The sequence below is a fragment of the Phenylobacterium sp. genome (assembly GCF_035475775.1).
Taxonomy (GTDB): domain Bacteria; phylum Pseudomonadota; class Alphaproteobacteria; order Caulobacterales; family Caulobacteraceae; genus Phenylobacterium.
Genome location: NZ_DATIMC010000043.1, coordinates 1 through 24,627 on the forward strand (window position 1 = coordinate 1; position 24,627 = coordinate 24,627).

Below are 24,627 nucleotides of genomic sequence, written 5' to 3' on the forward strand. Positions count from 1 at the left end.
GGAGCGGCCGACGTGCACGCCCATCAGCGCCAGCTCGGTCGCGATCGCCTCCTGCAGCGGCTCTGGGACGGGCAGGTTGCCCGCGAGCCTCGCCTGCTCGAGCCGCCAGCCGAAGATGTGGTCGCGGCCGAGCTCGACGACAGCGCCGGGCGCGCCGACCCACTCGTAGTAGGCCGACCACCCGGAGCAGGCGTAGGGCAGGTGCTCGGCCAGGCAGTTGCGGAAGCGCTTCGCCGCGCGCCGCAGCTCGGCCTTGGTGGCCAGCGGCTTGAGCCGCGCCGTGCCGGGATGCGGCGGCGGCGGCGGTTCCGGATAGAGCTCGTCGCGCACCGCCTCGAACAGCGCCGGCACGTTGGCCGCGCGCGCCCAGCGGGCGCCCGCCTTCGCCGCCGCGGCGGGGCCGGAGCGAAAGCCGATCACGCCATAGGCTTCGCGCAGCACCGCGGCGCCGCGGGCATCGAGCCCGAGAGCGAGGTGGACCGCCCCGGCCATCGGCTCCGGCAGGGCGGCCAGGGCGCGCACCAGCTCAGGCGCGAGGACCTCGGCGTGCCAGATCGCCTTGGCGGCGTGCCGATGGCGCAGCAGGCCGGCGAAGGCGCGGTAGTCCGCCGCCGTCCAGGCGACCTCGCCCATGCGGCTCAGCGCTCGGGCCAGGCCGAGCGGCGGAGTCGAGCCGGCCGCCAGCCGGATCGCACGCGGCAGCCGCGCCGCCAGGATCGCCGGCGCGGCGGCGTCGCGGCCGAACGCCAGGGCCAGGCAGACCAGGTGCCGGCGCGCGGCGCGCGCGGTCAGGAACGGCGCGTGCGGCGCGGGCCACAAGGCCGCCACCCGCGGCGCGAACTCGCCGGCGAGCAGCCTGAGGAGGGAGGTGGCCTCCGCCTTCGCCACGGCGGGGACCCCGCCCGTGACGGGGAAGAACATCGATTGGGCTCCGGTCGGCGCAGACGCGCCTTCTTCCGGAGCGGCCGCGCGGTCAGTCGTGTCGGTTGGCGCGCGCGTCGGACCCGATGAGGCGGCGCGCGCAAGCGGCCCCGCAGGTGCGGGCCCGGCTCGGTGTGTCGTCGCGCAACGCCATTCGGTGAACTCTCCTTCGCGAAGGGCCGGCGATGTCTCATGAACCGGGCTCGCCACGCAAGAGCCGGCTCGCGCGAGCCGGTCGGCAGGCCGCGATTGTGGCCTCGCCGCAACGCCTGCGGCGAGGCTGCGGGCGGGAATCCGCTGATGGCCCATGGACAGAGTCCTCTCGTTCGATCCGAGGACGACGCTACCCGCCCGCCGCCGACAACCTGGTGTCAGCAATGATCGCCGTGGCTATAAGGAGGCCATGACCGACGCCCAGCCTGCCTCCGTCTACGACCTCGCTCATGCCGAGGAGCCGGAGACCCTCGCCACCTTCGCCTGCCTGGTGGACAACGAGCCGGGGGTGCTGCACCGGGTCGTCGGGCTGTTCGCGGCTCGCGGCTACAACATCGAGAGCCTGACGGTCGCCGAGACCGACCGCAACGCCCACACCAGCCGGATCACCATCGTCACCCGCGGCACGCCGCAGGTGCTGGCCCAGATCGAGGCGCAGCTGCAGAAGATGGTCTCCATGCGCCACGTCCAGGACGTGTCGCGCGATCCGAATGGCCTCGAGCGCGAGCTGGCGTTGGTGAAGGTGCGCGGCGCCGGGCCCGACCGCGTCGAGGCGCTGCGCGTCTCCGACATCTTCCGCGCCAAGGTGATCGACACCACCCACGAGAGCTTCGTCTTCGAGGTGACCGGCGCGTCGTCCAAGATCGACCGCTTCGTCGAGCTGATGCGCCCCTTGGGCCTGGTGGAGGTGTCGCGCACCGGCGTGCTCTCCATCCAGCGCGGCGTCGAGACGCTCTGAGGCGGTCGGAACCGTCGGGAAGCCGACCCGCTTTGCATGACGTGCGCCCGATCGTCGTGACCGCCCTGATCGCCCTCGCCTGCGCAGGCCCGGCGCAGGCCCAGCTCCTGCGCATCCCGCTCGGGCCGCGCACGGGAGCCGGCGGGCCGCCGGTCGCATCGGCCCCGCCGGGGCTCCCTCCCGCGGAGGCCGAGATCTGGCCCTACCCCGCGCCGGACCCGAAGTCCTGGTGGGACGAGCCCGGCCTGAAACGGCCCGAAGCCGCCGACCCGCTCGGCGGGCGGCGGATTCCGCACGGCGCGACGCTCGCGCCGATCAACAACGGCATCGACCCGTCGACCTACCGGCTCTGGGGCCTGATGCCCCTGCAGTGGGAAGTGCTCTACCCGGGCGAGATGATCGTCGAGGTCTGGGTGCGGCCCTCGACCAGCGTGCGCCAGAGCGTCGTGCGGGTGATCGTGCGGCGTGACGGCAAGGCCTTCGTCCAGGTGCGCGCGGGCCTGGCCTGCTGCGAGGCCGACATCGCGCGCCGGATCGGCTTCGACGCCGAGCTGCCGCCCGGCTCGGCCGAGCGGTTCCTCGCCTTGCGCAACAACCCGGCCTGGAGCTCCCCGCGCCTGGTCCGAACCGCGGAACACAACGCCGCGCAGGGCGTCTGCGTGAACGGCGTCTCCTACGATCTGACTCTCGTGGTCCGCGGCCAGTCGCGCGCCCTGCACCGCGCCTGCGACGACGCCGCCATCGGCCAGGTCGCCGACATCCTGGAGCCCGTGCTGCGCGCGGGCCTCGGCCACGAACCGCGGTTCGACGTGCTGTTCCGCGGCAAGATCGATTACAGCGCCGAGCGGTCGGCGTACCAGGAGCTGATCGCCTCGGGCGGCTCGCTCAAGGCCGATCTCCAGGGACGGGCCCAGCCGCCCGGGGCCGAGATCGCGCCGAAGCCCGAGTAGAACGCCTCAGGCGGCCTGCGCGGCCGGGAGCGACGGAGCTTCCGCGGCCCGGATGCGCCTCCGGATGACCCGGCGCATGCTCACGTACTGCACGGCGAACAGGCCGAGCTTGGAGGCGGCCGGCGCCACCGCCAGGTAGGCCGGCCACAAGCGGGTGAACCACATCGCCACCACCAGGTTGGCGAGACCGCTCACGAACATCATCGCCGCCCAGGCATAGCCCCAGCCGATCATCAGATCCTCGCCGTGGCCGCTCACGCGCGCCGGCAGGTAGCGGAGCAGCCAGCCACGCTTCAGCATCACCGCGCCCACCGCGGCGTAGATCAGCGTCGGCTTCACCATCACGAAGCGCGGGTCCCTGGTGATCATGCTGGCGGCGCCGAAGACGAGCGCAAGGCCCAGCCCGGCCCATTGCAGATGCGGGATCGGCCGCCGCATCAGTTTCATCGCGAGCACCTGGGCGAGGCCGGCGCCCCAGGAAAACGCGGCCGCGGTGCGCACGTCCACGTGCAGAGCGGTGAGGATTGCGAACACGATGGTCGCCAGGAAGTCCCAGGCGAGGGGACGCATGGCGGAGAGCAGGCCGGACATCAGGAACTCCAATGAAAACCGATGCGTGCAAGGGTAGCAATTGGCGTCCTGGCGGCCAGGCCCGCTGACGAAGGCTCGGTGGCGGTTGGCGCAAAAGCGCTGTCCGTTGGCGCTTCGCAAGCCGCCATGCGCCTCCCGCCGCGGATTCCGCTAGCTTCGAGGCGTGTCCGATTCCGCCGCCGTCGCCGCGACCCCCGTCCAGACGCTCGTCCAGCGCCTGGCGCTCGGGTTGCTGGCGGCGGTCCTCGCCGCGATGAGCCTCGGTTTCGTGCGCGAGGTGCTCTCGGTGCAGCCGGCGGGGATCGACTTCGCGCCGCTCTGGGCGGGCGGGCGCGCGGCGCTGCATGCGCCGGCGCGGCTCTACGACTTCGACTACGTCTCGACGCTGCAGGGCTGGCCGCTCGGCCGCGATCATCCCCGGCCGTTCGTCTATCCGCCGTCCGCGCTCGTGGTATTCGCGCCCCTGGCGCTGATCCCCTATTGGCCGGCTTTCGGGCTGTGGCTCGTCCTCACCGGCGCCGCCTTCCTCTGGTCTGGCCTGAAGGCCGGGGCGCCCTGGTGGTTCCTGCTGCTGCCGTGGGTGACCTTTTGCGCGCTCTGCGGTCAGGTCAGCTTCCTGCTCGGCGCGCTGATCCTGGCCGGACTTCGCCTGACGGCGCCGCGGCCGATCCTGGCCGGGCTGCTGTTCGGAGCGGCCGCCGGAGTCAAGCCGCAGCTGCTCCTGCTGCTGCCCATCGCCCTTGCCGCCGAGGCCCGTTGGCGCACCATCCTCGCGACCGCCGCGACCGGCCTCATCCTTATGCTGGCGTCGGCCGCGGTCTGGGGGCTCGCGCCCTGGCGCAGCTGGATCGGCGCCCTGCCCCGTTTCCAGGCGGTGGTGTTCGCCAATCCGAGCCTGCTGCGCAACGCCGTGACGCCCTATGCAGCTCTGGTCCAGCACGGTCTTCCTGGCGCCTGGGCTTTCACGCTGGCGCCCGCCGCGGCGCTCTGGGTCTGGTCGAGCTTCCGCCGGCGCGAGGACATCGCCGAGCGTCTGATCGCCCTGATCGGCGGGGCGCTCCTCATCAGCCCTTACGCAATGAATTACGACATGGCGCTGTTCGCCCCGGCCACGGGCATCTACCTCGCCAGGACCCACGAACGGCGATGGCCGCTGTACGCGCTCGCCGCCTATGGCCAGTCCCGAGGATTCGGCGTGGGGCTGCTCACGCTGCTGCCCGCGCTCGCCCTGCCCGCCCTGCGACGCCTGCGCTTCAAGACCCCTTCTTCAATTCCTAACCCCTGAGCCCTATATTCACCGGCGTCGGGCTCGCCCGACTATGGAGATAAACGCGCGCGCAATAAGCGGACTGGACCCGGGTGCGATTCCCGGCGGCTCCACCAAGCTCTTCCCCCGGGTTGTCGCCGGGACGCCCAATTTGGGATTGGAAGCACGGGGCCGATCAGGATCGACAGACGTCTAAAGGCGTTGCTTTCTCCCGGCCTGACCCACCGTTTCGGGTCATTTGATAGATGCGAACGATAACTTCGCTTCTGAGGTTCGGCTCGCCGCGTAAGCGCGCGCCAGACTTCGACCTAAAGCCCTTACGGTTAGCCCCGTAAGGCGGGGCTCGGAGGGGGCCTGGCAACAGAACCCCTCCACCTAATCGGAGGGCGGCCCGCAAGGGCCGCCCTCTTTTGCTGATGCCCGCAATCCGCCTTGCGCGCGCCAGCCCAGACGCTACCTTTTCAAACGCGCGTTCCGTTGGAGATTCCCCCTGTGGCGCAGGACCCGCCGGCCCAGGACCTGATGCATTACGAGGCCATGGCCCAGGAGGCCCTTCGCGGCGTGGTCAAGGCTGCGCTGAAGCGCGCCGCCTCGGAAGGCCTGCCCGGGGCGCACCACTTCTACATCACCTTCAAGACCGACGCGGCCGGCGTCTCCGGCCCGCCGGACCTGCTGGGCAAGTACCCCGACGAGATGACCATCGTCCTGCAGCACCAGTACTGGGACCTCGCGCCTGGCGAGACCTTCTTCTCCGTCACACTGCAGTTCGGCGGCCAGCCCAAGCGGCTTTCGGTGCCCTACGCGGCGGTGACCCGGTTCTACGATCCCTCGGTGCAGTGGCTGCTGCAGTTCGAGCCGCCGCCGCCCGCGCCGGCCGAGGCGCGCCTGCCGAGCGCCGCGCCCGCAGAGCCGCCGGACCCTGAAGGCGCCCCCGCGCCGGCGAAGGACGGCTCCAAGATCGTCTCCCTCGACCAGTTCCGGAAAAAATGATGACCGACGCCGCGAGCGCCGAACCCGAGGCCCTCACCGACGAGGCCATCCTCCAGCGCTTCCTGCGCACCAAGAACCAGCCCACCGGCTCGCAGACGCTCGGCTTCAGGATGGTCGCCGTCAGCCAGGCCGAGAAGTCGGTCGAGGTGGAGTTCGACGCCCGGCCGGAGGTGCTGCTCAATCCGATGAAGCAGATCCAGGGCGGCTACCTCTGCGCCATGCTCGACGAATGCATGAGCGTCGCCTGCATGGTGGCCTCGGGCATGACCCACGTCGCCCCCACCGCCGAGATGAAGACCAGCTTCTTCCGCCCGGGCGTGCCGGGGAAGATCAGGGGTCTCGGCAAGGTCGTACGCTGGGGAAGCCGCGTCGCCTTCACCGAGGGCGAGCTCTACGACCCCCAAGGCCGCCTCCTGGCCAAGGCCACGGGCACCGCCATCCCGACGCCCTTCACCACCTACAAGGCCAAGTAGGTGCGCCGGCTCGCAGCCCTGCTCGCGACGCTGGCGGGGCTGTGGCTTGCGGCAGCCGGGCCTGCGGCGGCCTCCCCGTTCGAGGACTGGGCGGCCGTGGTGATCGCCGGCGACTGGCACGCCCATTCCGGCGGCCCGTCGGAGGCTTTCGACAACGCCCGGCGCGACGTCTCCAGGGCCTTGGTGGCGGCGGGCTTCGCGCCAGCCAACATCCGCCAGTTCTCGGTTCGCCCCGAGCGCTACAAGGACACCCGTCCCGAGAAGACGGACCTCACCACCATCTACACCGACCTGACCGAGCTGACCTCCAAGACCCAGGCGGGCTGCCTGTTCTACCTGAGCTCGCATGGCGCGCCCTCCGGCGCGATCGTCGACGATCGGATCCTGGCGCCCGGGGTGCTGGATGCGATCCTCGACCGGACCTGCGGCGCGCGCCCGACGGTCGTGGTGATCTCCGCCTGCTTCTCGGGCGTCTACGTGCCGACGCTGGCGCGCGCCAACCGCATGGTGCTGACCGCGGCGCGGCCGGACCGCACCTCGTTCGGCTGTGGGGAATCCGACAAGTACCCCTATTTCGACACCTGTTTCCTGGCCTCCATGCCGCAGACCCACGACTTCCCGGCGCTCGGCCGCATGGTGCAGGGCTGCGTCGCCCAGAAGGAGCGCCAGACCGGCATGAAGCCGCCGTCCGAACCGCAGCTGTTCGTCGGCGGCGGCGTGCGCCCGATCCTGCCGCTGCTCGCCTTCGCGACCCCGCCGCCGGGCGGCCGATAAGGGCGGTTTGAGGGACTCAGGCCGGAGGCTTACAAGCTTCGGCGGATCACTTCCGAGGCGGGGCGCATGGGGGCGGTCGTGAAGCAGCACACGCGCAAGGCCGCCGTTCTGGCGCTCGCCCTGGCGATTGCGCTCGGTCCGCGGGCCGGGGCGCAGGACGAGCCCTCCCTGGCCGGCGCCGCGCCGGCAGCCAAGGACGCCGCCCCCGCCCAGCCCTCCGTCACCTCGCCATCGGCCATGGCGGCCGCGCCGGCGCGCGCGCAGCCGGGGCCGGCGAATCCCGGGCCCGCCGCGCAATCGTCCGCCAGACCCGCACCGGCCTCGCAAGCCGGCGCCCGATTGTCGGCCGGCCAGCCGATCCCGCCTGCCGAGCTCGCGGCGTTCGCGGACGGCTACGTGCGCGCCGCCATGGCCCGCGACCACATCGCCGGCGTGACCGTCAGCGTCGTGCAGGATGGGCAGCTGGTGTTCAAGCGCGGCTATGGCTACGCCGACCTGGAGCGCGGCCGCGCGGTCGATCCCGACCGCAGCCTGTTTCGCATCGGCTCGATCTCCAAGACCTTCACCTGGATCGCGGTGATGAAGGCGGTGGAGGCCGGGCGCATGCGTCTCGACCAGCCGGTGAACCTCTACCTCCCCGAGAAGCTGCGCATCCCGGACCAGGGATTCAATCAACCGATCCGCGTGGCCAACCTGATGGACCATTCGCCGGGGTTCGAGGACAAGGCGCTCGGCCAGCTGTTCGAGGACCGTTTCGACTTCGTCCGGCCGCTGGAGGTCTATCTGCGCCAGGCGCGGCCCAGGCGGGTGCGCCCGCCGGGGGTCGTCTCCAGCTATTCCAACTACGGCGCGGCGCTGGCCGGCGAGGCGGCGTCTCGTGTGGCCGGCAAGCCTTACGAACGGCTGATCGAAGACGAGATCCTCGGTCCCGCCCGCCTCGCCCACACCACGTTCCGCGAACCGCATCCGCCGAAGCCCGGGCTTCCCGCCCCGATGCCGGCGGCGTTGGCAGGCGACCTCGCCGCGCCCTACCGGTGGACGGGGTCGGGATTCGAGCGGCGCGGCTACGAATACATCGAGCAGGTCGCGCCCGCCGGGGCCGCCTCCTCCACCGCGGCGGACATGGCCCGCTACATGCTGCTCCTGCTGGGCGACGGCTCGCTCGAGGGCGCCGCCATCTATGGGCCGGCCACGGCGCGCGCCTTCCGCACGCCGCTGCGCGCGACGCCGCCCCGGATCAACGGCTGGGCGCACGGCTTCGTCGTCTACGTCCTGCCCGGCGGCTACAAGGGCTACGGCCACGACGGCGGCACGCTGTCGTTCTTCTCGAACATGGTGGTCGCGCCCGACCTCGAGCTCGGCGTCTTCATCTCGACCAACACCGAGGGCGGCGAAGGGCTGGCCGGAAGCTTCGCGCCGGCGCTGATCCGGCAGTTCTACGCCCCGCCTCCGGCCCCGCCCCGGCCGGGCTCGCCGGCGCTGATCCAGCAGGCCCGGGCCTTCACCGGCTATTACCTCGGCACGCGGCGGGCCTATTCCGGCCTCGAGGGCTTCGTCACCGGCGCCCGCGCCGGCCTGCAGGTCGGCGTCACCGGCGACGGGCGGCTGCTGCTCGCCGGGCCCGACGGCGCCAGCGCCTGGGTTCCCGACGGCGCCGTCGGCTCGGGGCGGTTCATCGGTTCGCAGGACGACAGCCGCATCGCCTTCGAGATGCAGAATGGCCAGGCGACAGCCCTGCTGCCGAGCTCCGGCTCCGTGCTCTACCAGCGCGTTTCGGCCTGGCGGTCGCCCCGCGGGCTGCTGCTGTGGGCGGCGCTCACCGCCGCCGCAGCTCTGGTCACCGTCCTGGGCCTGGCGATCCGCAACCGGCGCGAGGTGCGCGAAAGCGCCATCCAGGCGCGCGCCAGCCTGGTGCAGAACATCCAGGCCGGCCTGTGGCTCGCGGCGTTCCTGCTGTTCGGCCTGTGGATCGGCAAGGCGCTCTCCGACCTCGCCTGGGTGATGTACAACTGGCCGGGCGTGCTGCTGATCCTGGCTTCCGCCTGCGCATTGGTCGCCGCGGCCCTCACCGTCCCGACCCTTATCGCCCTGCCCGCGATCTGGAGCGGGGGCCGGCGCGTCGAGTCCTGGACCTACCTGCGCAAAGCGTTCTTCACGGTGACGGTCGCGATCTACCTCGTATTCTCCGTAATCCTCGGGCTGCACGGCGCGCTCAGCCCGTGGAGCGGCTGATCCGAGCGCGGACTTAAACCCCCGTTTACCAAGCACTGGGTAAATCCTGCCTAGCAGGGGGCAGGTTTTCAGGGGCGCCCCCTCGCCTTCGGAGAGGGAAAGCCCGGCTTGAACCAGCTTCTGGCGGCGCTTCAGAGATTCGGCTTCGGACGGCTGGCTGCCATCCTGGGGATCGGCGCCGGCGTGGCCGCGGTGCTTGTGGCCATGACCATGAACCTGGGCCAGCCCAAGGCCCTGCTCTATTCCAACCTGGACCTGAAGGAGGCGGGCTCGATCACCCAGGCCCTCGACCAGGCGGGCATCAAGTACGAAGCCAAGGGCGACGGCTCGACCATCCTGGTGCCGCGGGACAAGGTGGCCTCCACGCGTCTGATGCTCTCGGGCAAGGGCCTGCCGACCTCCGGCTCGGTCGGCTATGAGATCTTCGACCAGGGCAGCGCGCTCGGCCAGACCGACTTCATCCAGCAGCTGAACCGCCAGCGCGCCCTGGAGGGCGAGCTCGCCCGCACCATCCGCAGCCTCGATGGAATCACTTCGGCGCGCGTGCACCTGGTGCTGCCCAAGCGCCAGCTGTTCGAGGAGGAGGCCGAGCAGCCCTCGGCCGCGGTCACCATCGGCGTCGGCGGCCGCGAGCCCACGGCCGACAACGTCCGGGCGATCCAGAACCTGGTGGCCGCCGCGGTGCCGAACCTCAAACCCGACCGGGTCGTGGTGGTCGACCAGCACGCCAAGACCCTCTCCGGCGGCGAGACCGGCCTGGCGGCCGAGGCGGACGGCCGCAAGACCGAGGTGGAGCAGCGCATCTCCAAGCAGGTGAAGAGCCTCGTGGAAGGCGTCGTGGGCGCCGGCAAGGCGCGGGTCAACGTCACCGCCGACCTCGACCTGAACCAGGTCACGACCCAGCAGAAGACCTTCGATCCGGACGGTCAGGTGGTCCGTTCGGAATCGACCACCGACGAGAAGTCGAGCGAGAGCCAGCCGGATTCCAACGGCGCCGTCTCCGCTGCGGCGAATATCCCCGGTCCCGGCGCCGGGACGGCCACGAGCACCAACGCCTCGAACAGCGGCCGCAATGAATCGACCACCAACTACGAGATTTCGGAGACCACCCGCACCGAGGTGCAGGAGCCCGGCCAGGTGAAGCGCCTCTCCGTCGCGGTGGCCGTGGACGGCGTCACAGCGTCGGGCAAGGACGGCAAGCCGGGCCCCTACACGCCCCGCTCGGCCCAGGAGATGCAGCAGATCGAGCAGCTGGTCCGCACGGCGGTGGGCTACAACGCCCAGCGCGGCGACCAGGTGACGGTCGTCAACGTGCGCTTCCCGAGCGACGCCAGCTCCGAGGGGGTGAGCGCCGCCAACCCGCTGATGGGGTTCGACAAGAACGATCTCATGCGCGTCGCCGAGCTCGCCGTCCTGGCGGTGGTCGCGATCCTGATGATGCTGTTCATCGTCCGCCCGCTGCTCAAGGGCGCGGCCGGAGGGGTGCCGATGCAGATGCTGGGAGGGGCCGGCGTCACCCAGCTGCAGACCACGGCGTCCGGCCAGGCGATGCAGATCGCCGCCGACGGCTCGGGCGGCCATCTCGCCCTGCCCGGCCCCGGCGAGCTCGAGCAGAAGATCGACATCGCCCGCATCGAGGGCCAGGTGAAGGCCTCCTCGGTCAAGCGCGTCTCGGAGTTCGTCGAGAAGCACCCGGAGGAATCGGTCTCCATCCTGCGCAACTGGCTGCACGAGACCTCGTGAAATGGCCAAGGCCAAAGCCATCGCCGATCCTGGACGGTTGAGCGGCCCCGAGAAGGCCGCCGTGATCCTGCTCGCGCTTGGCGAGGAGCACGCCCAGGTCTGGGGGCAACTCGACGAGGAGGAGATCAAGGAGGTGTCGCAGGCGATGGCGAGCCTGGGCACGGTCTCGGCCCAGGCGGTCGAGGACCTGATGGTCGAGTTCGTCTCCGGCATGTCGGGAGCCGGCGCGATCATGGGCTCCTTCGAGCAGACCCAGAAGCTGCTCGCGGCGATGATGCCGGAGGACAAGGTCAACACCCTCATGGAGGAGATCCGCGGCCCGGCGGGTCGCACCATGTGGGACAAGCTCGGCAACGTGAACGAGGCCGTGCTCGCCAACTACCTGAAGAACGAATATCCGCAGACCGTCGCGGTGGTGCTCTCGAAGATCAAGTCCGAGCACGCCGCCCGCGTGCTGGCGGCGCTGCCCGAGGACTTCGCGCTCGAATGCGTCATGCGGATGCTGCGCATGGAGCCGGTGCAGCGGGAGATCCTCGACAAGATCGAGCAGACGCTGCGGACGGAGTTCATGTCCAACCTGGCGCGCACCTCCAAGCGCGACAGCCATGAGATGATGGCGGAGATCTTCAACGCCTTCGACCGCCAGACCGAAGCCCGCTTCATCACCGCCCTGGAAGAGCGCAACCGCGAGGCGGCCGAGCGCATCCGGGCGCTGATGTTCGTCTTCGAGGACCTCTCCAAGCTCGATCCGGGCGGCATCCAGACGCTGCTGCGGGCGATCGAGAAGGACCAGCTGGCGCTGGCGCTGAAGGGCGCCTCCGACAGCCTGCGGGAGATGTTCTTCTCCAACATGTCCGAGCGCGCCTCGAAGATCATGCGCGAGGACATGGAGAGCATGGGCCCGGTGCGCCTGCGCGACGTCGACCAGGCGCAGATGGCCATGGTGCAGGTGGCCAAGGACCTCGCCAACAAGGGCGAGATCATGCTGGCCGGCGCCGGCGGCGACGACGAGCTCGTCTACTGATGTCAGAGGCGCCCCGCAAATTCAGCTTCGACACCGTGTTCGACGCGGCCGGCGAGGTCGCCTATTCGCCGCCGCGGACCAAGCGCAGCTATACGGCCGAGGAGACCGAGGACATCCGCCGCCGCGCCTACGCCGAGGGCGAGACGACCGCGCTCGGCTCGGTCGCCGCGCGGCAGCAGCAGGCCCTGGCGGAGATCGCCGCCGCCTGCACGCTCGCCCTGCCGAAGCTCGCGGAAGTCGCCCACAACCATCGGCTGGGAGCCGCCGAGCTGGCGCTCGCCTGCGCCAAGGCCATCGCCGGCGCGGCCCTGGAGCGCTTCCCCGAGGCGCCGCTGCAGGCCGCGCTCGCCGCCCTGGCGCAGGAGATCGAGGCGGCGCCTCGGCTGACGGTCTCGGTCGAGCCGGAACTGGCGGACGGGCTCCAGAGCCTCCTCGAGGAAAGCCCGCTCACCGCCAGCTACGCCGGGGTGATCCAGGTGCGGGCCGAGGCGGGTCTCGGCGCGCACGCCTTCACGCTCGACTTCGGCGACGGCCAGGCGGCGTTCGACCCGCAAGCCGCCGCCCTCCGCGTGGCCGAGGCCCTGGAGGCGGCGCTGGCCGCCGAGGGCCTGCACGCCGAACCCCTGATCCCTGGCGCTCAATCCGAGCCGGAAAGCTGAATCCCATGTCCGAGAGCGAGACCGAAGCCCAAGCCCCCGAGAGCGAGATGCAGCTCGACGAGTTCGCGCCCGGGGAAGGCGCGCTGCCCGACTCCCTTGCGGAGGACAAGACCGCGGGCGACCTCGCGCCGGTGTTCGACGTGCCGGTCAGCATCTCGGCGGTGCTGGGGCGCGCGAGCCTGTCGGTCGCCCAGCTTCTGCAGCTCTCGCAAGGCTCCGTCCTCGAGCTCGACCGCAAGGTCGGCGAGGCCATCGACATCTATGTGAACAACCGCCTGGTCGCCCGCGGCGAGGTCGTCATCGTCGACGAGCGGCTGGGCGTGACCATGACGGAAATCATCAAGGACGGCGACGCGGCGGCCTGAGGCGCGTCAGGCGAAATCAAGGGAGACCTCCGATGCGGCTTCTGGTCGTCGGACAACTGAACGGACAGCTCTCCTCGGCCGTGAAGATGGCCATGGCGGCGGGCGCCAAGGTGAGCCACGTGGAGACCATCCACGCCGCCACCCATGCGCTGCGGGCGGGCCAGGGCGCCGACCTGCTGATGGTCGACTACCAGCTCGACATCGCCGCCCTGATCGCCGCCAACGAGGCCGAGCGGATCCGCGTGCCGGTGGTGGCCTGCGGGGTGGGCGCCGATCCCAAGCGGGCGGCGGACGCGATCCGCGCCGGGGCCAAGGAGTTCATCCCGCTGCCGCCCGAGGCCGAGCTGATCGCCGCGGTGCTGGCCGCGGTCTCCGACGACAACCGCCCGATGGTGGTGCGCGACCCCGCCATGCAGGCGGTGATCGCGCTGGCCGACCAGGTCGCGGGCTCCGACGCCTCGATCCTGATCACCGGCGAGAGCGGCGTCGGCAAGGAAGTTGTCGCCCGCTACGTGCACCAGAAGTCGCGGCGCGCGGCCAGGCCGTTCATCTCGGTCAACTGCGCCGCGATCCCGGAGAACCTCCTGGAAAGCGAGCTGTTCGGCCACGAGCGGGGCGCGTTCACCGGCGCGGTCGCGCGCCGGATCGGCAAGTTCGAGGAGGCGAACGGCGGCACGCTGCTGCTGGACGAGATCTCCGAGATGGACGGCCGCCTGCAGGCCAAGCTGCTGCGCGCGCTGCAGGAGCGCGAAATCGACCGCGTCGGCGGGACCAGGCCGGTGAAGGTGGACATCCGCATCCTCGCCACCTCCAACCGCGACCTCGCCCAGGCCGCGCGGGAGGGGTCGTTCCGGGAAGACCTGCTCTATCGGCTGAACGTCGTGAACCTGCGGCTGCCGCCCTTGCGCGAGCGGCCGGGCGACGTGGCCCCCATGGCCGAGTTCTTCATCAGGAAGTACGCCGCCGCCAACGGCGTGCCCGAACGGCCGCTGTCGCCCGAGGCCAAGCGGCGGCTCACCGCCCACCGCTGGCCCGGCAACGTCCGCGAGCTGGAGAACGCCATGCATCGCGCGGTGCTGCTTTCCAGCGGACCGGAGATCGACGAGGCCGCCATCCGCCTGCCCGACGGTCAGCCGCTGGCCTCCGGCGACGCCTACGCCCGGACCGCCCAGGCCGCCTCGATCGCGGCGGAGACGGCGACCCGGGGCTTCGTCGGCCAGACAGTCGCGGAGATGGAGCAGCAGCTGATCCTGGACACCCTCAGCCACTGCCTCGGCAACCGCACGCACGCGGCCAACATCCTCGGCATCTCGATCCGCACCCTTCGGAACAAGCTGAAGGAATACGCCGAGATCGGCGTCGCCGTCCCGCCGCCGCAGGGGGCCGCGAATGCGGCCTGACGCTCGCCTGGCCCGCGAAGCGGGTCGGATGAGGGGTCACGCAGGCGCCGCCGTATCCGTTCGGCGCGACGGCAAGCTCGCAGCCGATAGGCTCATCGCCCCCTCATCCGTCGGCTTCGCGGACACCTTCTCCCGCAACGGGAGAAGGGTGAGCGCGGCTGCGGGGGAGGTAGAATGGCCGACCTGACGGCGATGCTCGCCGAACGCCCCACTCCGCGTGAGATGTGGGGCTGGGTGGCGCGTGGCGAAGTCGCGCTCGCCGTAGGCGTGGTCGGCATCGTCGTCCTGCTGATCCTGCCGATCCCGGCCTTCGTTCTGGACGTGCTGCTGGCGATCTCCATCACCAGCGCCGTCCTCATCCTGATGACCTCGCTCCTGATCAAGCGGCCGTTGGAATTCACCGCCTTCCCCTCGGTGCTGCTGTTCACGACGCTCTACCGGCTGGGCCTCAACATCGCCTCCACCCGGCTGATCCTCGGCCATGGGCACGAGGGGGTGCACGGCGCGGGCCACATCATCGCGGCCTTCGGCGCCCTGATGATGAGCGGCAATTTCGTGATCGGCATCATCGTCTTCGCCATCCTGGTGGTGGTGAACTTCGTGGTGATCACCAAAGGCTCCGGCCGCATCGCCGAGGTGGCCGCGCGCTTCACCCTGGACTCCATGCCCGGCAAGCAGATGGCCATCGACGCCGATCTCTCGTCGGGGCTGATCGACCAGGACGAGGCCAAGCGTCGGCGCAAGGACCTGGAGCTGGAATCGACCTTCTTCGGGGCGATGGACGGCGCCTCCAAGTTCGTGCGCGGCGACGCCGTCGCGGGCCTGGTGATCGTCGCCATCAATGTGATCGGCGGCATCCTGATCGGGGTGGTGCAGCACAAGGTGCCGATCGCCCAGGCCTTCTCCACCTATACGGTCATGACCATCGGCGACGGGCTGGTCTCGCAGATCCCGGCGCTGGTCATCTCCATCGCCGCGGGCCTGCTGGTCTCCAAGTCGGGCGTGGAAGGCGCGGCCGACAAGGCCCTGGTCGCGCAGCTGGCCATGAACCCGGTGAGCCTGGGCGTAGTCTCGGCGGCGGCGGGCGTGATCGCCTTCGTGCCGGGCATGCCGATCCTGCCGTTCGGGGTGATCTCCATGGCGGCGGGCACGCTGGCCTGGCGCCGGTCGCACAAGGCCGAGGAGCCGGCGGTGGAGATCCTGGCGTCCCCGGAGGTGCAGGACGAGCCGATCGCCCAGACCCTGGCCATCGACGAGATCAAGATCGAGCTGGGCTACGGCCTGCTCGGCCTGATCAACGACCTGGAGGGCCGTCGGCTGACCGACCAGATCAAGGCGCTGCGCCGCACGCTCGCCGCCGACTTCGGCTTCGTCATGCCCTCGGTGCGCATCCTCGACAACATGCGCCTGCCTTCGCAGGGCTACTGCATCCGGATCAAGGAGATGGAGGCCGGCGCCGGCGAGGTCCGGCTCGGCCACCTGATGACCATGGATCCGCGCGGCGGCCAGGTGGAGCTGCCCGGCGAGCATGTCCGCGAGCCCGCGTTCGGACTGCCCGCCACCTGGATCGATGAGAGCCTGCGCGAGGAGGCGACCTTCCGCGGCTATACCATCGTCGATCCCGCCACGGTGCTGACGACGCACCTGACCGAGATCCTCAAGGAGAACATGCCGGACCTGCTCTCCTACGCCGAGGTGCAGAAGCTGCTGAAGGAGCTGCCGCAAGAGCAGAAGAAGCTGGTCGAAGACCTGATTCCCAGCGTGGTCAGCGTGACGACCATGCAGCGCGTGCTGCAGGCCCTGCTCCGGGAGCGCGTCTCGATCCGCGATCTGCCGGCCATCCTGGAAGGCGTCGGCGAGGCCGCGCCCCACACGCACTCGATCCAGACTCTCGTCGAGCAGGTCCGCGCCCGGCTTTCGCGGCAGCTGTGCTTCGTCCATCGCGGCGATGACGGCGCGCTGCCGATCATCACCCTCAGCCCGGAGTGGGAGGCCGCCTTCGCCGAGGCCCTGATCGGAGATGGCGAGGACAGGCAGCTGGCGCTTGCGCCCTCGCGCCTCCAGGAGTTCATCCGCGGCGTGCGCGAGAGCTTCGAGCGCGCGGCGGTGACGGGCGAAACACCGGTGCTGCTGACCAGCCCCGCCATCCGTCCGTACGTGCGCTCGATCATCGAGCGGTTCCGCGGTCAGACCCCGGTCATGAGCCAAAACGAAGTGCATCCTAGAGCGCGGCTCAAGACCGTGGGGGTCATCTGATGCTTCCGGCAGCCCGACCTTTGCGGCGTTGCGGGGCGGCCCGGCGGCTGGTAGCGGTGCGGCCAGGGCCTAAGGGCCCGCAAACCTTGGGATTCGGATGCGCAGAGCCATGACGCGACCTGAAGGTTCGGGTTGGGCCCTTCTCTGGGACCTGCTCACCTTCGAGCGCCTGATGACCAATGCGGTCATCCACCTGGTCTATTGGTCGGGGCTCGGCGTGATCCTGCTCGTCGCCTTCGGGAGCCTCGGCGCCGCCGTGGGCGTCGCCATCCGCGATCCGTTTCCATGGGGCATCCTGCTGGCTGTTCCGGTGCTGGTCGCGGGGCTGCTGGTCACCGCCGTGCTGATCCTGCTGTGGCGCTCGTTCTGCGAATTCTACGTGGCCATCTTCAAGATCAGCGAGGACCTCAGCGTCCTGCGCCAGGACGTCGACGGCGACGGCGCGGGGCGGAGCCGACGCTGAACGGATCGGCCGCGTCAGGCGCTCGCCGAAAGAGCGGTCGAACCCCGCCGTCGGGCCTGCACAAGCGGCGCCGCGTCGTCCAGGCTGGCCTGATCGAGCGCCGCCTCGCTCAGCCGGATCCAGGTGCGGACCATGTCCAAGGCCTCGCCGGCCTCGGCGGCGCAACTCTCGCCGGCCGGCGCGCGCCACGCCGCCGCCGCCTCGCGGGCGTAGCGGAGGTACTGGGCGGCGTGGACGAGAGCGAGCATCGGAGACTCCTTTACGCTGTTCGCGAAACCCGACCCGGACGATCCGGTTCCCATGGCGCAGCCAGTTGCTTTTGATAATTCCGCGGCGCGCGTGCGTCGGACCGCCGCACCGGCCCGTCTAAACCCCAAATTGAGTAGCCCACGCCTTCAATCGCACGGCGGCTTAGGTATGGCTGAGCAATCATCGTTCGCCGATGCGCGCGGGACCCGCTGGGACGGGCGCGGCGGACGGAGCCAAATGCTGGGAGCCATGCGTCATATGACCGGGACCGCCGAGAAGGACCTTGCCGAAACCGGTGCGGGCGCCGCGGGGCCGCACCCCGTCGACCGCCACGTGGGCCTGCACATCCGCATGCGCCGCAAGGCGTTGGGCGTCAGCCAGGAGAAGCTCGCCGAGGCGCTCGGGCTGACCTTCCAGCAGGTGCAGAAGTACGAGCGCGGGACCAACCGCGTCTCGGCCTCCAAGCTGTACGAGATCGCGCGCGCCCTGAAGACGACGGTGGGCTTCTTCTATGAGGGCCTGGAGGACGAGACGGCAGGCGCCGCCCAAGGTTTCCTGGGCTCCAACACCCAGGACTTCCTGTTGACCCCGGAGGGGATCGAGCTCGCCAGCGCCTTCCCGAAGATCCGTCGGGCCGGCCTGCGCCGCAAGGTGCTGGAGCTGGTGCGCGCCATGGCCGAACTGGAAGCCGAGGAGCGGCGCGCCGACTGGACGCCTGTCGCCGCTCTGCAGACCTGAGGCGGCAGGATCAGCCCCGGCGTCGGCGGAGCGCGAACCAGGCCAGGCCGCAGAGCGCGGCCACGGGCGCCAGGCTGAACAGCGGATGGATGGTCACGAAGTCGGCGACAGCCCCGGCGGAGGTCAGTCCCATCCTGCATACGCGCCCTTACGCTCACGGCGAGAGCCTGCGAACTATCAGCGCCTTGGGGCGATCTGGCGGCGGTTTCGTTTCGCCGGCGACGCGATAGCGCGGCCCTGGCGTCAGGCCGCGAGCTTGACCTTGAAGCTCGCGCCTTCATGCGTGAGCAGCCACTGCTTGCGAGCCAGCCCGCCGCCGTAGCCGGTGAGCGAGCCGTCCGCCCCGATCACCCGGTGGCAGGGGACGACGACGCTGATCGGATTGGCGCCGTTGGCGAGGCCCACGGCGCGCATGGCGCTGGGCCGGCCGATGCGCGCCGCCAGCCCCGCATAGCTCAGCGTCTCGCCCACGGGAATCGTGCACAGGGCCTCCCACACCTTCAGCTGGAAGGCCGTGCCCGCGCCGCGCCAGGCGAGGCCGTCGAGCGTTCCCGGATCGCCCGCGAAATAGGCCTCCAGCGCGGCGCGGATCGAGACCGGGAGGCGGGCCTCGCGCCGCTGCGCGGCGGGATAGCGGCGGGCGAGCCAGGCGCTCATCGAATCTTCGAAGTCGCGCCAGTTGAAGGCGCGAAGGACGCCCCGCTCGTCGACCACCACAAGGGCCTCGCCGATCGGCGTCGGGAGGCGTTCGAGGCTCAGCGTGTCAGGCGGCGCGGCGGTCATGGGGCTTCCTCTTGATCTCGGGCTGGGCGGCGTCGGCGGCCCAAAGGTGCTGTGCGGCGTAGGCCCGCCACGGCCGCCAGCCCTGGCTGCGGCGGAGCAGGGTCTCGGGGCTCGGCCGGGCTCCGTCAGGCCCGGCCATGGCGCGCAGCAGGCCGATGTCGGCGTGGGGAAAGGCGTCGGGTTCGCGCAGCTCGCGCAGGGCGATGTACTGGGCGGTCCATTCGCCGACCCCGGGCAAGGCGGAGAGCGCAGCGACGGCGCTTTCCAGGTCCGCCCGGGGCGTGAAGATCGTCGGATCGGCCGCGACCGTGCGGGCCAGCGCCTCGAGCGCCGCGCCTCGGGCTCTCGGCATGCCCAACGCGGCGATGTCCTGGCCGATCAGCCGCTCGGGCGTTGGAAAGGCGCGGGAGAGGCCGAGCTTGGCCGCGGCGGGATCCTCCACCGGCTCGCCATAGGTCTCGACGAGCCGGGCCGCGAGTCCGCGGGCGGCCGTGACGGTGATCTGCTGGCCAAGGATCGCGCGCACCGCCATCTCGAAGCCGTCCCACGCGCCCGGCGCGCGCAGGCCCGGGCGCGCAGCCACCAGCGGCGCGAGCGCCGGATCCTGGCTGAGGTGCGCGCCGATCAGCGCGGGATCGGCGGTCAGGTCGAAGACCCGGCGGATGCGGGCGATGACCGCCGGCAGCGCCTTCAACTTCGGCATGCGGATCTCGGCCAGCAGGATCTCGCCCGCCCCGGGCCTCACCACGACGAGCCCCGTCGCCCCGTCCACCGACAGCGTGCGGGCGTAGCGGCGCGCCGAGACGGCCTCGACGCCGGGGATCGCGCGGGCCCCAAGGAAGGCGACCATGGCCTCCCAGTCGTAGGGCGCGCGGTAGGGCAGCCGCACGGTGACGCCCGCGGTCTCGGCGCTCGCTTCTCCCGCCAGACGCCGCAGCGCGCCCGGCGGGCGGCGGAACAGCTCGAGGAAGGTCTCGTTGAAGCGCCGCACGCTGCCGAAGCCGGACGCAAGCGCCACCTCGGCCATCGGCAGGCGGGTCTCCTGGATGAGCTGCTTGGCGAGCAGCACGCGCCGGGTCTGGGCGACGGTGATCGGCGCTGCGCCGAGATGCCGGCGGAACAGGCGGCGCAGTTGGCGCTCACCGACGCCGAGCCGCGCGGCGAGCGCATCCACGTCGCCGCCGTCGAGCGCCCCGGCCTCGATCAGCGCGAGCGCGCGCGAGACGGTGTTGGAGGTGCCGCGCCAGGCGCCGAGGTCGGGCGAGGCCTCCGGGCGGCAGCGCAGGCACGGGCGGAAGCCCGCCTGCTGGGCCGCCGCGGCGCTCGGGAAGAAGCTCATGTTCTCCGCCTTCGGCGGCCGCGCCGGGCAGATCGGCCGGCAATAGACGCCGGTCGACTTCACGCCGCAGAAGATGCGGCCGTCGAAGCGGGCGTCGCGGGTCAGGAAGGCCTGGCGGCAGGCGTCGAAGTCCATGTCCATGGCCCGATGGTGCTCCGCGCCGGGCGCCGCGTCTGGCGGCTTTCGGACACATATAGGGCCGCGGGGGCCGCGGAGTCGCGGTTTTCGGACTCCTGTCGAAACGGAACGCATGGCTGCGGCCCGGCATTGGCAGGCTCGAAGGAGGCGCCGTCCCGTCGTGACCTATTGCGTCGGAATCCTGGTGCGCGAAGGCCTCGCCATGCTCGCCGACACCCGCACCAACGCCGGGGTCGACAACATCTCGAGCTACCGCAAGCTCCGGGTCTGCGGGAACGATGGGCAAAGGCTGATCGCCGTCGCCTCGGCCGGCAGCCTCTCGACGACCCAGGAGGCGCTGGAGCGGGCTCGCGTCGGCCTCGTCGCGCCCGACACCAACGATGTCGAATCGCTCGCGAGCGTCGGCTCGATCCACCGGGCCGCCTTCCTGCTCGGCCATGCGGTGCGCTGCGTGCGCCAGGAGATGGAGGGACTGAAGCAGGAAGACGTGAATTTCGAGGCGACGCTGCTGGTCGGCGGCAGCGTCGAGACAGAGCCCACGCGCCTGTTCCTCGTCTACAGCGCCGGCAACTTCATCGAGTGCGAGCCGGACACTCCGTTCCTGCAGATCGGGGAGACGAAGTATGGCAAGCCGATCCTCGATCGCGCGGTGACCTACGAGACCGAGCTCGACGAGGCGGTGAAGATCGGCCTGATCTCGTTCTCCTCGACCATGCGCTCCAATCTCGCCGTCGGCCTGCCGATCGATCTCGTCGTCGCGCGATGCGGCCAGAGCCGCGCCGCACTCGTGCATCGGATCGACGCCAGGGACGCCTACTTCCGCGAGCTCAACGACCGCTGGTCCGAAGCCTTGAAGGCCGCCCAGGCCGCGATCCCGCGACCGCCCTACGGGAAGCCCTGAACTCTCGGCGGCGAGGCAGCTCAGGCCTCGACGGCCGCGAGGCGCTTGTCGCGGGCGATCGACATGGCCAGCGCGAGGTAGGCGATCACGGTCACCACGACGATCGGGATCAGGGCTGCGAAGCCGACCGCCAGCGCATCGTGGCCCCGCTGCGGCTCGACGGCGTCGGCGATCCGGCCGACGTAGACCGGCCCGACGCCCAGGCCCACGAGGTTCAGCACGAACAGCAGGATCGCGCCGGCCATGGTCCGCTCGGCCGGGGCGGCGGCGTTCTGCACGATCGCCAGCACCGGGGCGAGATACATGCTGTTGAGCAGCAGGGGACCGGCCAGGAACAGCATGGTGAGCTGCCAGGAGGGCGCCCAGAGCATGCCGATCCAGAACGGCGCGGACAGCGCGATCGCGATCGCCGGCAGCCAGGCGAACCAGCGCCTGTCCCGGTGCGCCAGCTTGTCGGCGAGCCAGCCCGCCCCGAAGGTGCCGATGACCCCGGTGATCCCCAGGGTGATGCTGTAGTAGTTGGCGACGTCCTTGCCGCTCATCCCCTTGACCAGCTCGAGGAACTGCGGGTTCCAGATCAGGCCGGCGTAGCCCACGAAGGCCGACAGCGCGCTGCAGATCGCGGTCAGCAGCAGGGTGCGATTGGTGAAGAAGCGGCCGATCGCCTTGGGCATGGACGGCGCGGGCGCGTGCTCCGTCGCCCCCTCCGCAAAGGCGTCGAGCCCCCCGCGCCGGGGCTCGCGCACGACGATCAGCATGAGAATGGCGACCAGCAAGCCGGGGAGCCCCACGGCGTAGAAGGCGGTGCGCCAGCTATAGGCCTCAGCGATGCGGCCGCCGGCGAAGGCGCCGATCATCGAACCCAGCGGCACGCCCAGCGAGTAGATCGCGAGACCGGTGGCCCGTTCCTTCGGCGCGAAGTAGTCGGAGATCAGCGAGTAGGACGGCGGCGATCCGCCGGCCTCGCCGATGCCGACCCCCATCCGGCAGAGCCCGATCTGGACGAAGTTGCCGGTCGCGCCGCACAAGGCGGTGAACAGGCTCCAGAGCGCGCAGGCGCCGGACATGATCCAGATGCGGTTCCAGCGGTCGGCGAGCCAGGCGACCGGGATGCCGCAGACCGTGTAGAAGACCGCGAAGGCCGTGCCGCCCATCAGGCCGAACTGCGTCTTGGTCAGGTGCAGGTCGGCGGAAATGTACTTGCCGAGGATCGCCACGACCTGCCGGTCCAGGAAGTTCAGCGTATAGACCAGCACCAGCATCCAGACGACCACGTAGCGGTAGCCGGAGCCGGTCTTGGCGCCTGTCATGGCGGCGGCGGTCATCGACAGTTCCCCCTTCCAGCCTCGGACCCGGCCGTCGCCGGCTTCCCCAAGGTCCGTACGTTTCCGTGCGCGTCATCTTGCACGGGCCGGCCCCGCTCGCCAAGCCGGGCGCGGGCGCCTGGGCTCCATCCGCCTAGAGATTTCCTGCAAGGTCCGCCGCTTGCAGCCGCGCCGCCGCTTCTCTAAGTCACGAGACGGGGCCGACCGCCCGCCGCTCATCCGGCGGCCGGCATAGACAGCAATCGATGTAAGGTCCGCTCATCATGGACGCCCGCGTCGCGCCCAAGTCCGTCGATCACCAAGGCGCCGCCCCGCCGGCCATGCTCACCCACCTGCAGCGCCTGGAGGCCGAGAGCATCCACATCATGCGCGAGGTGGCCGCCGAGTGCGAACGGCCGGTGATGCTCTATTCGGTCGGCAAGGATTCGGCCGTGATGCTGCACCTGGCGGCCAAGGCCTTCCATCCGTCCAAGCCGCCGTTCCCCCTGCTCCACGTCGACACGACCTGGAAGTTCAAGGCCATGTACGAGATGCGCGAGCGCATGGCCAAGGAGACCGGCGTCGAGCTGCTGGTGCATCAGAACCCGGATGCGATCGCGAAAGGCATCAACCCCTTCGACCACGGCTCGGCGGTCCATACCGACATCTGGAAGACCGAGGGCCTGAAGCAGGCGCTCGACAAGCACGGCTTCGACGCGGCGTTCGGCGGCGCGCGGCGCGACGAGGAGAAGAGCCGCGCCAAGGAGCGGATCTTCTCCTTCCGCTCGGCCCAGCACCGCTGGGACCCGAAGAACCAGCGCCCCGAGCTCTGGCGGCTCTACAACGCGCGCAAGAACCCGGGCGAGAGCATCCGCGTGTTCCCGCTGTCGAATTGGACCGAGCTCGACATCTGGCAATACATCTACCTGGAGAACGTCCCCATCGTGCCGCTCTACTTCGCGGCCGAGCGGCCGGTGGTCGAGCGCGACGGCGCCCTGATCATGGTCGACGACGAACGCATGCGGCTGAAGCCCGGCGAGACGCCGATGCTGAAGTCTGTGCGATTCCGTACGCTCGGCTGCTATCCGCTGACCGGGGCGATCGAGAGCACCGCGGCGACCCTGCCCGAGATCATCCAGGAGATGCTGCTCACCACCACCTCCGAGCGCCAAGGCCGGGTCATCGACCGCGACCAGTCCGCCTCCATGGAGAAGAAGAAGCAGGAGGGGTATTTCTGATGGGCCGCTCGGCTCAGTTGCTCCCGCTCAGGGGGAGCTGTCCCGGAGGGACTGAGGGGGCTTCGGCTCAGAACGAGCTATTGCGGCCCCGCGGCGGAAACCCCCTCCACCGCTTCGCGGTCCCCCTGCGGGGGAGGAACTAGGACATGGCCCACCAGTCGGCGCTGATCGCCGAGGACATCGAGGGCTACCTCAGGGCGCACGAGGTCAAGAGCCTGCTGCGGTTCCTCACCTGCGGCTCGGTCGACGACGGCAAGTCGACGCTGATCGGCCGGCTGCTCTACGATTCCAAGATGATCTTCGAGGACCAGCTGGCGGCCCTCGAAGCCGACTCCAAGCGCATCGGCACGCAGGGCGGCGACATCGACTTCGCTCTGCTGGTCGACGGCCTGGCCGCCGAGCGCGAGCAAGGCATCACCATCGACGTCGCCTACCGCTTCTTCTCCACCGACAAGCGCAAGTTCATCGTCGCCGACACGCCGGGCCACGAGCAGTACACCCGCAACATGGTCACCGGCGCCTCGACCGCCGACGCCGCGGTGATCCTGATCGATGCGCGCAAGGGGGTGCTGACCCAGACGCGGCGGCACAGCTACTTGGTCAGCCTGCTGGGCATCCGCCACATGGTGCTGGCCGTCAACAAGATGGACCTGGTCGGCTGGAGCCAAGGCCGCTTCGACGAGATCGTCGCAGACTACCGCGCCTTCGCCGCCCAGATCGGCATCACCAGCTTTTCCGCCATCCCGATGTCGGCGCTGCGGGGCGACAACGTCACCGAGCCCAGCGCGAAGACCCCCTGGTACGCGGGCCCGAGCCTGATGGGCTGGCTGGAGGCGGCGCCGGTCGAGGATGACCTGCGGGGAAGGCCGTTCCGCAT

General features: G+C 70.5%; 25 protein-coding genes and 1 other RNA gene. 19 read left to right on the forward strand and 7 right to left on the reverse strand.

The window, feature by feature from the left end; all coding sequences use genetic code 11:
• The coding region (locus VLI41_RS05090) for a hypothetical protein (protein WP_325266977.1) at positions 1–921 on the reverse strand (921 nt) is incomplete at its 3' end.
• A gap of 403 nt (positions 922–1,324) precedes the next feature.
• Here VLI41_RS05090 and ilvN point away from each other — a divergent pair.
• A complete protein-coding gene (ilvN, locus tag VLI41_RS05095; protein ID WP_325266978.1) occupies positions 1,325–1,873 on the forward strand; it encodes an acetolactate synthase small subunit in 549 nt (182 codons plus the stop codon).
• A 32-nt stretch (positions 1,874–1,905) separates the two neighbouring features.
• Positions 1,906–2,823 (forward strand): hypothetical protein, encoded by a 918-nt coding sequence (locus tag VLI41_RS05100; protein ID WP_325266979.1) that lies wholly within the window; start codon positions 1,906–1,908, stop codon positions 2,821–2,823.
• Positions 2,824–2,829: 6 nt separating this feature from the next.
• Here VLI41_RS05100 and VLI41_RS05105 read toward each other — a convergent pair whose 3' ends face one another.
• Positions 2,830–3,414, reverse strand: coding sequence for an inner membrane-spanning protein YciB (locus VLI41_RS05105; RefSeq protein ID WP_325266980.1), 585 nt, complete (start codon positions 3,412–3,414; stop codon positions 2,830–2,832).
• Between the two features lie 163 nt (positions 3,415–3,577).
• On the opposite strand from VLI41_RS05105, the gene VLI41_RS05110 reads away from it, so the two are divergent.
• The 13 genes from VLI41_RS05110 (at position 3,578) to VLI41_RS05170 (ending at position 17,060) form a co-directional block, all read left to right on the forward strand.
• Positions 3,578–4,699: a glycosyltransferase family 87 protein gene (locus VLI41_RS05110; RefSeq protein ID WP_325266981.1), complete on the forward strand. Its 1,122-nt coding sequence runs from the start codon at positions 3,578–3,580 to the stop codon at positions 4,697–4,699.
• Positions 4,677–5,057, forward strand: a transfer-messenger RNA (tmRNA) gene (ssrA, locus tag VLI41_RS05115). Before VLI41_RS05110 ends, ssrA begins: the two co-directional genes overlap by 23 nt.
• Before the next feature lie 146 nt (positions 5,058–5,203).
• On the forward strand, positions 5,204–5,671 hold the full coding sequence (locus VLI41_RS05120) for an SspB family protein (protein WP_414692527.1): 468 nt from the start codon (positions 5,204–5,206) through the stop codon (positions 5,669–5,671).
• Positions 5,671–6,144 (forward strand): PaaI family thioesterase, encoded by a 474-nt coding sequence (locus tag VLI41_RS05125; RefSeq protein ID WP_325266983.1) that lies wholly within the window; start codon positions 5,671–5,673, stop codon positions 6,142–6,144. Before VLI41_RS05120 ends, VLI41_RS05125 begins: the two co-directional genes overlap by 1 nt.
• Entirely contained in the window at positions 6,145–6,918 is a 774-nt protein-coding gene (locus VLI41_RS05130; RefSeq protein WP_325266984.1) for a C13 family peptidase, read from the forward strand.
• A 66-nt stretch (positions 6,919–6,984) separates the two neighbouring features.
• On the forward strand, positions 6,985–9,150 hold the full coding sequence (locus tag VLI41_RS05135) for a serine hydrolase domain-containing protein (RefSeq protein WP_325266985.1): 2,166 nt from the start codon (positions 6,985–6,987) through the stop codon (positions 9,148–9,150).
• 108 nt (positions 9,151–9,258) lie between these two features.
• The gene (gene fliF / locus VLI41_RS05140; protein ID WP_325266986.1) at positions 9,259–10,893 is read left to right on the forward strand and encodes a flagellar basal-body MS-ring/collar protein FliF; all 1,635 of its coding nucleotides are present in this window, start codon (positions 9,259–9,261) and stop codon (positions 10,891–10,893) included.
• Position 10,894: 1 nt separating this feature from the next.
• The gene (fliG, locus tag VLI41_RS05145) at positions 10,895–11,917 is read left to right on the forward strand and encodes a flagellar motor switch protein FliG (protein ID WP_325266987.1); all 1,023 of its coding nucleotides are present in this window, start codon (positions 10,895–10,897) and stop codon (positions 11,915–11,917) included.
• On the forward strand, positions 11,917–12,576 hold the full coding sequence (locus VLI41_RS05150) for a flagellar assembly protein FliH (protein ID WP_325266988.1): 660 nt from the start codon (positions 11,917–11,919) through the stop codon (positions 12,574–12,576). Before fliG ends, VLI41_RS05150 begins: the two co-directional genes overlap by 1 nt.
• A 5-nt stretch (positions 12,577–12,581) precedes the next feature.
• A complete protein-coding gene (gene fliN / locus VLI41_RS05155; RefSeq protein WP_414692526.1) occupies positions 12,582–12,941 on the forward strand; it encodes a flagellar motor switch protein FliN in 360 nt (119 codons plus the stop codon).
• 32 nt (positions 12,942–12,973) lie between these two features.
• Positions 12,974–14,341, forward strand: a complete 1,368-nt coding sequence (locus VLI41_RS05160; RefSeq protein WP_325266989.1) for a sigma-54 dependent transcriptional regulator — start codon at positions 12,974–12,976, stop codon at positions 14,339–14,341.
• A 192-nt stretch (positions 14,342–14,533) separates the two neighbouring features.
• Entirely contained in the window at positions 14,534–16,597 is a 2,064-nt protein-coding gene (gene flhA, locus VLI41_RS05165; RefSeq protein WP_325267001.1) for a flagellar biosynthesis protein FlhA, read from the forward strand.
• Positions 16,598–16,706: 109 nt separating this feature from the next.
• Complete coding sequence (locus VLI41_RS05170; protein ID WP_325266990.1) at positions 16,707–17,060, forward strand: DUF4282 domain-containing protein; 354 nt, start codon at positions 16,707–16,709, stop codon at positions 17,058–17,060.
• Between the two features lie 14 nt (positions 17,061–17,074).
• Here the strand turns inward: VLI41_RS05170 and VLI41_RS05175 are convergent, their stop codons facing one another.
• Positions 17,075–17,308, reverse strand: a complete 234-nt coding sequence (locus VLI41_RS05175) for a hypothetical protein (RefSeq protein WP_325266991.1) — start codon at positions 17,306–17,308, stop codon at positions 17,075–17,077.
• A 259-nt stretch (positions 17,309–17,567) separates the two neighbouring features.
• Between VLI41_RS05175 and VLI41_RS05180 the strand changes: the two genes are divergently transcribed.
• Positions 17,568–18,047 (forward strand): helix-turn-helix transcriptional regulator, encoded by a 480-nt coding sequence (locus tag VLI41_RS05180; protein WP_325266992.1) that lies wholly within the window; start codon positions 17,568–17,570, stop codon positions 18,045–18,047.
• A gap of 10 nt (positions 18,048–18,057) precedes the next feature.
• Here the strand turns inward: VLI41_RS05180 and VLI41_RS05185 are convergent, their stop codons facing one another.
• The 3 genes from VLI41_RS05185 to VLI41_RS05195 form a co-directional block, all read right to left on the reverse strand.
• The gene (locus tag VLI41_RS05185) at positions 18,058–18,180 is read right to left on the reverse strand and encodes a hypothetical protein (RefSeq protein ID WP_325266993.1); all 123 of its coding nucleotides are present in this window, start codon (positions 18,178–18,180) and stop codon (positions 18,058–18,060) included.
• Between the two features lie 110 nt (positions 18,181–18,290).
• Complete coding sequence (locus tag VLI41_RS05190; protein ID WP_325266994.1) at positions 18,291–18,830, reverse strand: methylated-DNA--[protein]-cysteine S-methyltransferase; 540 nt, start codon at positions 18,828–18,830, stop codon at positions 18,291–18,293.
• Positions 18,811–20,310, reverse strand: coding sequence for an AlkA N-terminal domain-containing protein (locus tag VLI41_RS05195; protein WP_325266995.1), 1,500 nt, complete (start codon positions 20,308–20,310; stop codon positions 18,811–18,813). Before VLI41_RS05195 ends, VLI41_RS05190 begins: the two co-directional genes overlap by 20 nt.
• Positions 20,311–20,467: 157 nt before the next feature.
• On the opposite strand from VLI41_RS05195, the gene VLI41_RS05200 reads away from it, so the two are divergent.
• A complete protein-coding gene (locus VLI41_RS05200) occupies positions 20,468–21,208 on the forward strand; it encodes a peptidase (RefSeq protein ID WP_325266996.1) in 741 nt (246 codons plus the stop codon).
• 20 nt (positions 21,209–21,228) lie between these two features.
• On the opposite strand, the gene VLI41_RS05205 is transcribed toward VLI41_RS05200, so the two are convergent.
• Positions 21,229–22,533: an MFS transporter gene (locus VLI41_RS05205; RefSeq protein WP_325266997.1), complete on the reverse strand. Its 1,305-nt coding sequence runs from the start codon at positions 22,531–22,533 to the stop codon at positions 21,229–21,231.
• A 263-nt stretch (positions 22,534–22,796) separates the two neighbouring features.
• Between VLI41_RS05205 and cysD the strand changes: the two genes are divergently transcribed.
• Both cysD and VLI41_RS05215 read left to right on the forward strand, forming a co-directional pair.
• Positions 22,797–23,750, forward strand: coding sequence for a sulfate adenylyltransferase subunit CysD (gene cysD, locus VLI41_RS05210; protein ID WP_325266998.1), 954 nt, complete (start codon positions 22,797–22,799; stop codon positions 23,748–23,750).
• Between the two features lie 146 nt (positions 23,751–23,896).
• The coding region (locus tag VLI41_RS05215; protein ID WP_325266999.1) for a GTP-binding protein at positions 23,897–24,627 on the forward strand (731 nt) is incomplete at its 3' end.